The organism is Celeribacter marinus (assembly GCF_965656515.1).
GTDB lineage: Bacteria > Pseudomonadota > Alphaproteobacteria > Rhodobacterales > Rhodobacteraceae > Celeribacter > Celeribacter marinus_D.
This window is the reverse complement of record NZ_CBFHKW010000036.1, coordinates 15,998-21,895: the sequence shown is the minus strand read 5'-3', so window position 1 is coordinate 21,895 and position 5,898 is coordinate 15,998. Positions and strand designations below refer to the sequence as shown.

The following is a 5,898-nucleotide window of genomic DNA, read 5'->3' as shown; positions in this document are numbered from 1 at the left end:
TCGGCCACAGAATAGGCAAAATCGCCGTGCGTTTGACCATTCCAACGGGCCACAAACGCAAGCCCGTGTGCAATATCCTCGATTTCAATGTCCATCGGGGTCGGGTCCAAAAGGTCAAGCCTCCGTCCCGAAAGCATCCGTTGCCATGCGCGCGCTTGTGCCATTTGGGTTCGCCTCAAATTCAATTTTTCGGTCTATGCATACCAAGAAATGATGCGCGCTTAACCCCAAATAAATCCACCTGCGTTGTAAGGACGTAATTGCAATGCTATGAGCACGCAAAACCAGACACACGCAGGAGCCGCATCAATGGCCAACGATTACATCGTAAAAGACATTTCTCTGGCCGCTTTCGGTCGCAAAGAACTCGATATCGCAGAAACCGAAATGCCGGGCCTCATGTCGCTTCGCGAAGAATTCGGAACAAGCAAACCGCTTACAGGGTCGCGCATTGTGGGCAGCCTACACATGACGATCCAAACCGCTGTTTTGATCGAAACGCTCGTGGCGCTTGGTGCTGATGTACGCTGGGCTTCGTGCAACATTTTCTCGACACAAGATCACGCAGCCGCCGCGATTGCCCAAGCCGGCATTCCGGTATTTGCCATCAAAGGTCAATCGCTCGAGGAGCATTGGGATTACCTTGATCGTTCGTTCCAGTTTGAGGAAGGCCCGAACCTGATCCTTGACGATGGTGGCGACGCAACGCTCTACATTTTGCTAGGTGCGCGTGTGGAAGCGGGTGAGACAGACCTCCTCGCAGTCCCGACCTCAGAAGAAGAAGTCGCTGTTTTTGCTCAAATTAAAAAGCGTATGGCACAATCTCCGGGCTGGTTCACCAAGATGCGCGGCCAGATTGTGGGCGTATCCGAGGAAACCACCACGGGTGTTCACCGTCTGTATGATTTGGTGAAAAAGGGTCAATTGCCCTTCCCTGCGATCAACGTAAACGACTCCGTGACCAAGTCGAAATTCGACAACAAATACGGCTGTAAAGAGAGCCTTGTGGACGGTATCCGACGCGCTACCGACACGATGATGGCCGGAAAAGTGGCGGTTGTATGTGGCTATGGCGATGTGGGCAAAGGCTCCGCTGCATCCTTACGCGGCGCAGGTGCACGGGTGAAAGTCACCGAGGTCGATCCCATCTGTGCGCTTCAGGCCGCGATGGACGGGTTCGAGGTTGTGACACTGGAAGATGTCGCGGATACCGCAGACATTTTCATCACCACCACAGGCAACAAGGACGTGATCCGCATCGAACACATGCGCGCGATGAAGGACATGGCGATTGTTGGCAACATCGGTCATTTCGATAACGAAATCCAAGTTGCGTCGCTGCGCAATCACAAATGGACCAACATCAAAGACCAAGTGGACATGATCGAAATGCCCTCTGGTGCACGCTTGATCCTTTTGTCCGAGGGACGTCTTTTAAATCTCGGAAATGCAACGGGCCATCCGTCCTTCGTGATGTCCGCATCCTTTACCAATCAGGTATTGGCGCAAATGGAATTGTGGACCAATGGCGATGCTTACACCAATGACGTCTACATCCTGCCAAAGCATCTCGATGAAAAGGTCGCAAGATTGCACCTTGCCCGTATTGGCGTGAAACTTTCCGAGCTTTCAAAAGAGCAGGCGGATTATATTGGCGTGACGGTTGAGGGGCCATTTAAGCCCGAGCACTATCGCTACTAAAGTGCGCCCAACCATATGACTTTTTGCGGCCGTCCGTTTGGGCGGCCGCTTTTCATTTATCTCAAAAAACCCTTTGTTTCCCGCTTTTCAGCGTCTAACCTTTTTTACGAACCGCTGTTGCGGTTCGTGTACATGGATGTTGATCCAAAATTTGGTGGGAGAAGACTATGGGAAAACGTGATGATCTAATCGCGAAATACGCGGATGATCTAAAGAACAAATGCGGCATGACGCCCGACATGGACCTTTTAACGAAAGTGACCATCGGTTGTGGCCCTGCGATTTATAATGCCGATGCATCGACTGTTGCAGGATCGCAAGCCAGCGAACTTGAAACCATAAAAAACAATTTCTTGATCAAAAAACTGGGGCTATCTGCAAGCGCGGACCTATCTGGCGCAATTGATTCAGTGATCGAAACCTACGGAAAATCCGAGCGCAATAAATATCGCGCGGTGGTCTATTATATGCTGACAAAGCATTTCGGAAAAGAAGCGATCTACGGTTAACTCCACCAGTTTGACGAACAAACAAGGCCGCAACCATAGCGCGTTGCGGCCTTTCTCTATGGCTAACTGTGCAAGTGTTAAAAGAGCGTTTCAAACTGGGGGCGCTTTTGAATGAAAAGCCAATTACTTGCGCGTTGATCGAACTGGCGCGAATAGGTAATGTCTAACTACGGACCAGGATGGACCGGACCTAATATTCGAACACGTGTGTGCTTAGGGAGCACGTGGGGTGGTGGAGGGTTCCGGGGGGTCGGGACCCTCCAATTTTTGCACGATGAAATCCGTTAAAAGGACTTGGTCGCACATTCAAATTCACGTCACAGTTGTTGGCGAGGCCGATAACCTCGCCAAGATGAGATAGTACGGGTCAACTGAGGCCGATGTTCACGGCGCGGTATTGCCCAATTCACAAACGATTTCCCATTCTTCTTTCGACACCGGCTGCACGGATAGTCGCGAATTATTGACCAACACCATATCGGCCAAGCGCGGGTCCGCTTTGCACATGGCGAGTGTAACGGGAGATATGAACGGTCTCACGGCCTTGATATCGACGCACTCCCAGCGCGGGTCGTCGATCGAGCTATCCGGATGTGCCTCGGCACAGACCGTTACAATTCCAACAACCTCTTTTTCGGCACGAGAGTGATAGAAAAAGCCAAGATCACCAATCTGCATTTGGCGCATGTTGTTGCGTGCTTGGTAATTGCGCACGCCGTCCCATTGCTCGCCCTCATCGCCTTTGGCCACTTGCTGGTCCCATGACCAAACGTCTGATTCAGACTTGAACAACCAATAGTTCATGCGCCGATCACCTTTTTCCATGCTTGAATAGAGACACTCTCGAACAGACCCGCCTTGGCATAGGGGTCGTTGGACGCCCATGCCTGAGCCGCGTCCATGGTGTCGACATTCAAAATGACGAGCGATCCACACATCTCTCCCGCTTCATCCAGAAATGGACCCGCTTGGTCAACGACGCCACTGTCGTCAATGTAGGATAGATGGGCATCCCGATTGGCTTTGCGAATGGGAAGGGCGCCAGATTTGTCTTTGCAAAACAGAGCGAATTTCATGATTTATTCCTTTTTGAGCGGTCTTGCGAGAAGGGATTGGAGAGCTTCGGACACAGAGGTGTTGCCCGTTGAAATATCGCATACAGCGTGCGAGATTGGCATGTCGAGGCCTGTTTCTTTCGCTATCTCTACAACGGCTTGAGCAGTTGCTACACCCTCTACGGTGACGGATTTATCAAAGGCTTCCGCACGACCTAATGCGGCGCCAAATTGAAAGTTCCGTGACTGGTTGGATGTGCATGTAAGGGCCAGATCGCCAAAGCCGGATAGCCCCATCATCGTTTGAGTCTGCGCACCGAAGTGATTGGAAAACCGCAACATCTCGGCAAGGCCGCGTGTCATGAGGGCGGCGCGCGCACTTTCGCCCAATCCACTTCCGATACAGGCGCCCGCAGCGATGGCGATCACATTTTTCAACGCCCCGCCAAGCTCGGCACCAATCACATCGCCACTCAGGTATAGGCGCAACATCGGCTTGGACAATTGATGTTGAAGCGCAAGCCCGACACTCTCATCTGCGCACGCGAGCGTGAGCGCCGTGGGCAATCCTCGCGCAATATCAGCGGCAAAACTCGGACCCGTAAGAACGGCTGCAATCGCATCAGGTTTAGCGTTTGAAATTAGCTTTGACGGTCCTTGGTGGGTTTTTAAATCGATGCCCTTACAGCACGCAATGACGGGCCTCCCCACCAAAGGATCGTCAATTTGGTCCAGCATATTGTGAAGCGTTTGCATTGGCGTTGCGATTAAAATCGGTCCCGTTTGACCAATGTCTGAAAGGTCTGACGTCACATTGATTTCATCGGGCAATTTCACATTAGGGAGGCGGGGATTTATACGAGAGGCCCGCATCGTCGCCATTGCACCAACATCGCGTCCCCACAAGGACACGCGCGTACCATCCCGTGACATCGCAACAGCTAGGGCCGTGCCAAATGCGCCCGCGCCAATGACCACAAGTTCGCTCATGCAACGCCACCTTTCGCAATGGTTGTCTCAACTAGATATGGGAGGTATCATTGTCACCATACCCTTACAATCTTTGGACACGCTTTTGAAGCCCACTGTACTTTTGACACGTCCGCGCGAAGATGCGGAAAAACTGGCGCAACGGCTATCATCGCAGCACTTAGTAGCGCAGTGCATTATCGCGCCCGTGATGACGATTGTGGGCCTTGCCCCTCAATTCGATGGCTCCACATACACGGGTGTCATTTTAACGTCTCGCCATGCGGTTGAATGTGCCGCGCAGTTTTTCCCCACGCTCACCGCGTATTGTGTTGGGGATGCAACCAAATTGGCGGCACAGGCTGCAGGTCTAAACGCGGTGTCGGCGCATGGGGCGTCTGAGGATTTGATCGAGGTTCTCAAACGCGAGAATATCAGCCCTCTTATTCATCTGCACGGCGCCCACACGGCGGGTGATGTCGCAATCCGTCTGAGCGATGCTGGTATTCAGGTGCGATCTTTTGCTGTGTATGATCAGGAGGAGGTCAATTGGTCACAGGGCACCCACGCACAGATCCTTGCGGCTCGTCATCTGATTATCCCCATATACTCACCCCGATCCGCGGCCTTGGTCGGTGCCCGTCTGGCAAAGTCTAACGCTAACATAACGATTATTGCCATATCGGGGGCAACGGCGCATGCATGGACTGGTCCTAAGCCCGCCCTTACAATTCTGGCCGAACACCCGAATGGTGAGAGCATGCAAAAGGCAATTGCATCGCAGTTGGCGTGAACAAGCCTTGAGGCGGGGAGTGAGACTGACTACGCTATGTCCTGTGATTACAAAGATTTTGGTTAGGATTCGAAAGGTTTAAACGTTGGTACGTAAGAAGAAGTCCGCAAGCGATCCAAGCCCCGTAGACGTCGAAAACCAAGTTTCCGAGACAGTTGACGTTGAGAACGTATCAGCAGACGTTGATTTGGTGAGCGATGTTGAAACCGCTACCACAGACGAAATTGCCATCGACGCCACTGATGACACACTCTCAGACACCATTGAGCCTGATAAGACTGACGACATTGCACAGGCCGCCCCCCCAGTCACAAAGACCGTATCAACCAAAAAGAGCGGCTTTGTTACCGCACTTCTTGGTGGTGTGGCTTGTGTGTTGATTGGGTATGGAGCCGCCAATTTCATCAAGCCTGACGGTTGGCCTTTTCCAGGAACCAATGCCACAGAATTGACGACCAAAATTGAGGCCTTGGAAGCTGAAGTGACAGCTTTGCGATCAGACGCCCAGAAATTGGATGGTGATTTGATTGGTGTACGCGCATCTCTGGAAGAGCAGATAAAAGCCGAAGTTGGTGCAATTGATTTGAATTCAAGTATCGCACCACTTGCGGACAACCTGTCATCGCTCGAGGCGCGGTTGAGCACGGTTGAAGCGCGTCCCGTACAAGAGGCAATCGTGTCGCCCGAGGCAACCGCCGCATATGAGCGCCAATTGGAACAGATGCGCACTTTGCTCAATGACGAAGTGTCACGGCTAAAAACCGCGCAGGCGGCCGCGCAGGCGGATGAAATGGCCGCAACCGCAGCAACCGCGCTCGCATCCCTAAAAGCAGCAATTGATTCCGGAAATCCCTACGCCGATCTTTTGACA

The 5,898-nt window shown here is 52.4% G+C and carries 6 protein-coding genes and 1 pseudogene; 4 read left to right on the top strand and 3 right to left on the bottom strand.

Annotation, left to right across the window (positions count from 1 at the left end; translation table 11 throughout):
- Positions 1-309: 309 nt before the first annotated feature.
- Together ahcY and ACTG34_RS09215 are read left to right on the top strand one after the other, a co-directional pair.
- Entirely contained in the window at positions 310-1,701 is a 1,392-nt protein-coding gene (ahcY, locus tag ACTG34_RS09220; RefSeq protein WP_439104638.1) for an adenosylhomocysteinase, read from the top strand.
- 167 nt (positions 1,702-1,868) lie between these two features.
- Positions 1,869-2,210, top strand: a complete 342-nt coding sequence (locus ACTG34_RS09215; protein WP_062218025.1) for a DUF2853 family protein — start codon at positions 1,869-1,871, stop codon at positions 2,208-2,210.
- A 384-nt stretch (positions 2,211-2,594) separates the two neighbouring features.
- Here ACTG34_RS09215 and ACTG34_RS09210 read toward each other — a convergent pair whose 3' ends face one another.
- The 3 genes from ACTG34_RS09210 to ACTG34_RS09200 are packed head-to-tail and all read right to left on the bottom strand — an operon-like array spanning position 2,595 to position 4,255.
- The gene (locus ACTG34_RS09210; protein WP_439104637.1) at positions 2,595-3,014 is read right to left on the bottom strand and encodes an EVE domain-containing protein; all 420 of its coding nucleotides are present in this window, start codon (positions 3,012-3,014) and stop codon (positions 2,595-2,597) included.
- The gene (locus tag ACTG34_RS09205; protein WP_439104636.1) at positions 3,011-3,286 is read right to left on the bottom strand and encodes a YciI family protein; all 276 of its coding nucleotides are present in this window, start codon (positions 3,284-3,286) and stop codon (positions 3,011-3,013) included. The genes ACTG34_RS09210 and ACTG34_RS09205 overlap by 4 nt, the downstream gene beginning before the upstream one ends.
- Before the next feature lie 3 nt (positions 3,287-3,289).
- A complete protein-coding gene (locus tag ACTG34_RS09200; protein WP_439104635.1) occupies positions 3,290-4,255 on the bottom strand; it encodes an NAD(P)H-dependent glycerol-3-phosphate dehydrogenase in 966 nt (321 codons plus the stop codon).
- 85 nt (positions 4,256-4,340) lie between these two features.
- On the opposite strand from ACTG34_RS09200, the gene ACTG34_RS09195 reads away from it, so the two are divergent.
- Together ACTG34_RS09195 and ACTG34_RS09190 are read left to right on the top strand one after the other, a co-directional pair.
- Positions 4,341-5,027 (top strand): uroporphyrinogen-III synthase, encoded by a 687-nt coding sequence (locus ACTG34_RS09195; RefSeq protein ID WP_439104634.1) that lies wholly within the window; start codon positions 4,341-4,343, stop codon positions 5,025-5,027.
- A gap of 85 nt (positions 5,028-5,112) precedes the next feature.
- A pseudogene (locus ACTG34_RS09190) lies at positions 5,113-5,898 on the top strand (hypothetical protein); the annotation flags it as partial.

What these genes read in the sequence shown, in the direction of transcription:
- ACTG34_RS09210 (WP_439104637.1), bottom strand. Translation starts at nt 3,014, where the DNA reads ATGAACTATTGGTTGTTCAAGTCTGAATCAGACGTTTGGTCATGGGAC.
- ACTG34_RS09200 (WP_439104635.1), bottom strand. Translation starts at nt 4,255, where the DNA reads ATGAGCGAACTTGTGGTCATTGGCGCGGGCGCATTTGGCACGGCCCTA.
- ACTG34_RS09215 (WP_062218025.1), top strand. Translation starts at nt 1,869, where the DNA reads ATGGGAAAACGTGATGATCTAATCGCGAAATACGCGGATGATCTAAAG.
- ACTG34_RS09205 (WP_439104636.1), bottom strand. Translation starts at nt 3,286, where the DNA reads ATGAAATTCGCTCTGTTTTGCAAAGACAAATCTGGCGCCCTTCCCATT.
- ahcY (WP_439104638.1), top strand. Translation starts at nt 310, where the DNA reads ATGGCCAACGATTACATCGTAAAAGACATTTCTCTGGCCGCTTTCGGT.